The sequence below is a fragment of the Actinoplanes sp. NPDC024001 genome, assembly GCF_040638955.1.
Classification (GTDB): Bacteria; Actinomycetota; Actinomycetes; order Mycobacteriales; family Micromonosporaceae; genus Actinoplanes.
The window spans coordinates 1-3,367 of the sequence record NZ_JBEZZB010000337.1; the positions used below are offsets into that span (position 1 = coordinate 1).

At 72.5% G+C, this 3,367-nt stretch carries 4 protein-coding genes; 2 read left to right on the plus strand and 2 right to left on the minus strand.

The window, feature by feature from the left end; genetic code table 11:
- On the plus strand, nucleotides 1-300 hold a 300-nt coding region (locus tag AB0F81_RS50845; protein WP_360211621.1), incomplete at its 5' end, for a LuxR C-terminal-related transcriptional regulator.
- A 53-nt stretch (nucleotides 301-353) separates the two neighbouring features.
- Nucleotides 354-1,454: a phospholipase D-like domain-containing protein gene (locus tag AB0F81_RS50850; protein WP_360211623.1), complete on the plus strand. Its 1,101-nt coding sequence runs from the start codon at nucleotides 354-356 to the stop codon at nucleotides 1,452-1,454.
- Nucleotides 1,455-1,461: 7 nt separating this feature from the next.
- Here AB0F81_RS50850 and AB0F81_RS50855 read toward each other — a convergent pair whose 3' ends face one another.
- Together AB0F81_RS50855 and AB0F81_RS50860 are read right to left on the minus strand one after the other, a co-directional pair.
- Entirely contained in the window at nucleotides 1,462-2,589 is a 1,128-nt protein-coding gene (locus AB0F81_RS50855) for a CU044_5270 family protein (protein ID WP_360211625.1), read from the minus strand.
- The gene (locus AB0F81_RS50860) at nucleotides 2,586-3,260 is read right to left on the minus strand and encodes a sigma-70 family RNA polymerase sigma factor (RefSeq protein ID WP_360211627.1); all 675 of its coding nucleotides are present in this window, start codon (nucleotides 3,258-3,260) and stop codon (nucleotides 2,586-2,588) included. Before AB0F81_RS50860 ends, AB0F81_RS50855 begins: the two co-directional genes overlap by 4 nt.
- Nucleotides 3,261-3,367 lie beyond the last annotated feature (107 nt).

Consider the following 3,367-nt stretch of genomic DNA (forward strand, 5'->3'; position numbering starts at 1 on the left):
TGCGATCTCGACGAACTGCTCGGCCGGCTGCGGCTGCTCGACCCCGGCAGCGCCCTGGTGGCCGACGAGATCGTGCGCGGTGCGGCGCCGCACCCGGGCGCCGCCGGCGGCGGCCTCAGCGAGCGCGAGACCGAGGTGCTGCGTTTCCTGACGACCATGCTCACGGCCGCGGAGATCGCCACCGAGCTGGGCGTCTCGGTCAACACGGTCAAGGCGCACATGCGCGCCATCTATCGCAAGCTGGGCGCGGCTCGGCGCAGCGAGGCGGTTGCGCTGGCACGCGACAACGGCATCCTGTGACGTACGTCGGTAAGCCGACACGCCCGCGCCGTCCGCGGGAGCCACACTGAGGCATGGGTGTTGACCTGGGCAGTGTCGAGTTCTATGCCGGGCCGGCCGTGCTCGACGGCCCCGACGACCTGGACCTGGTGATCCGTGACTTCATCGCGGCGGCCACCACCACGCTGCTGATCGCCGTGCAGGAGCTCGATTCCCGGCCGATCGCCGAGGCGGTGCTGGCGGCCAAGGCCCGCAAGGTCCGGGTGCAGATCATCCTGGAGGGTGACTACCTCACCGAGGAACCGCCGCTGGCCGACCCGTGGAGCAGCGCCGGCGAGAACGAGCCGAACCGCCTGATCCACGCGGCGCTCCTGCGGGCCGGCGTGGACCTGGTCACCGACCTGAACCCGAAGATCTTCCACCAGAAGTTCATCGTCCGCGACGCCGGCCTGCCCACCGCGGCGGTGCTCACCGGCTCGACGAACTTCACCATGACCGACACCGGCATCAACCCGCCGGACCATCCCACCCAGCCCGGCAACAACCTGAACCATCTCGTCGTGCTGCACGGCCGGACCGCCGCCGCCGTCTACCTGGCCGAGTTCCAGCGCATGCGCACCGGCACGTTCGGCGCGATGCAGGAACGCGTGGCGCCCCGCCCCACCGAATTCCAGCTCGGCCGCATCCGCGTCAAGCCCGTCTTCGCCCCCGACCAGGGCCCGGAGATGGAGATCATGAAGCAGATGCTGAAGGCCCGCGAACGGGTCGACTTCGCGATGTTCACCTTCGCCCAGTCCTCCGGCATCGACGACACGATGACCTGGCTGCTGCGTGCCGGCATCCCGATCCGCGGTGTCCTCGACCGTGGTCAGGGCTCCCAGGAGTGGTCAGCGACCGAACGCCTCAAGGCCGCCGGCGCCCAGCTCCACGAGAACACCCCCGGCAACGGCGTCCGCAAGGTCCACCACAAGCTGATGGTGATCGACCGCGAGCTGGTCATCGCCGGCAGCTTCAACTACACCGCCCCGGCCGCCACCCTGAACGACGAGAACATCGTGGTGCTGGGCGACCTCGACGAGACCGATCCGCAGGCCCGCGCCGCCCAGCAGAGCCTGGCCGCCTACGCCCTGGCGGAGATCGACCGGATAACCACGAAGCTGTCCCGGCCGGTCTGATCCGCCTCTACTCGGGCGGCGTCCCGCCGGTGATCCGCTGTTCCAGCACGACCTGGTAGGCGAGGAGGCTCCCGGGTTCGAGCCGGGCCGTCGTCCCGGCCGGGCGCAGGACCCGTGACTCCTCGCCGAGCACGCGCCCGCTCGCCGGGTCGATCACGAAGCGGCGCTCGATCGCGCCGGTGAAGGCACTGGCCGAGGTGAACGCGAAGCCCTGTCCCGCGCGCCCGTGCTGGTCGGCCACGACGCCCAGCGACCGCACGCCGGGCAGGGTGGCGATCAGGCGGAAGGCCGCGGCCCGAACCGGACCGCTGACCGGGATCTCGGTGAGCAGGCCGGACGTGACGGTGAGCAGCCACTGCTCCCGATCGGTGGGCACGTCGCCCCCGCCGCCGTCGAAGTGCCTGAGCAACGCGGCCCGCAGAGCCGCCGGTTCCGCCGGGAGCTTCTTCAGATCGCGCACCGAGATGCCGTCGGCGCCGACGGCGTAGGTCTGCGCGTCCCGGTTCGTGTCGCTGCGCCGCGGCCCGGCGGCGACGCTGACCGGCGAACCCGGGCCGAGCTCGCCGTTCGGCAGCGGCTTGCCGACCAGCACCGTCGCGGGCGATCCCGCGGCGCGCCAGGCGGCGGCGTCGGAGGGGGTGAGCGGAGTCAGGCCGAGGGGCTGGGAGATCACCCGGCCGGGTTCCTTCCCCGAACGGGACAACCAGGTCTCGAACGACGTCCGGGCCGTCATCCGGTATGTCGAGGCGCCGCTGCCGACGGTGAGCACCGACCCGTTCTCCGTCCGGACGACCAGATACCGGCCGGTGCCGGGAACGTCCTGGCTGCTGCGTTCGGCGGCCGCGAGCAGCAGCTGCGACGCGCTCGGCGGGCGGGCCGCCCCGGTCGCCGGTCCGGTCCCACCGGGCGCGGGCGGCGCGCCGCCCGTTCCGGTCACGCTGACCGCGACCGCGGCGACGGCCGCGACGGCGAGCGCCCCGGCCGGGATCAGCCCGGCGGCCCGGAACCGCCGGTCCCGGCGCGCGGGAGCGGGCACGCCGGTCAGGGCGAAGGGCAACGGCGCCGTCCCGGGCGGGTCCAGCTGCGCCGGCCGTGCGCCGGCGAGGGCCTTCATGACGTCGGTGTGGTTCTTCATCGGCTCGGCTCCTTGGTGACGACCGTGTCGGTGACGGCCGGCTCGGTGGTGGTCGGCTCGGCGGTGGTCGGCTCGGTGGTGGTCGGCTTCGTTTTGGTCGGCTTGGTAGTGGTCGGCTTGGCGGTGATGGCCGGCCCGGTGACGGCCCGCTCGCCGGTGCCGGAGCAGGCGGCCGGTTCCCCGGCGGCCGCAACGGCACGGGCGAGGCGGTTGCGCGCCCGGTGCAGGCGCACCAGGAACGCCGGGACGGAACAGTTCACGACCCGGGCCGCCGCGCGGGGCGAGAGCCCGTCCCAGGCGGTCAGGGTCAGTACCTCCCGGTCGTTCTCCGACAGCCCGGCGAGGGCGGTCAGGACCGCGGCCCGTTCGGCGACGCCGTCGGCGACATCGGGCGTGTCGGCCGCCCACGCCAGCATCTCGGCGGCGACCGCGCGTTGCCGTTCCGCGTCGCGGTATCGCTCGCGGATCACGTTGCGAGCGACGCCGAGCAGCCACGGCAGGGGTGCTGCCCGCGGCATCTGCGCGAAGCGCCGCCAGGCGACGAGGAACGTCTCGGCCACGACTTCGTCGGCCAGTGATCGGCCGGCGCGGGCGACGGCATAGGCGTACACGCGCCGGTGGTTGTCGGCGTACAGCGCGGTGAACTCCCGCGCGGTGTCCGGGTCTGCCACTGATGGGCCGTCCTTAGACGGCATCTCATTTGGGGTTGTTGTAGCGCAACATCATTCGTTGTACGGGCGTGGGTGATGTAGAGAAGTACTGCCCGGATGCGTTGTGG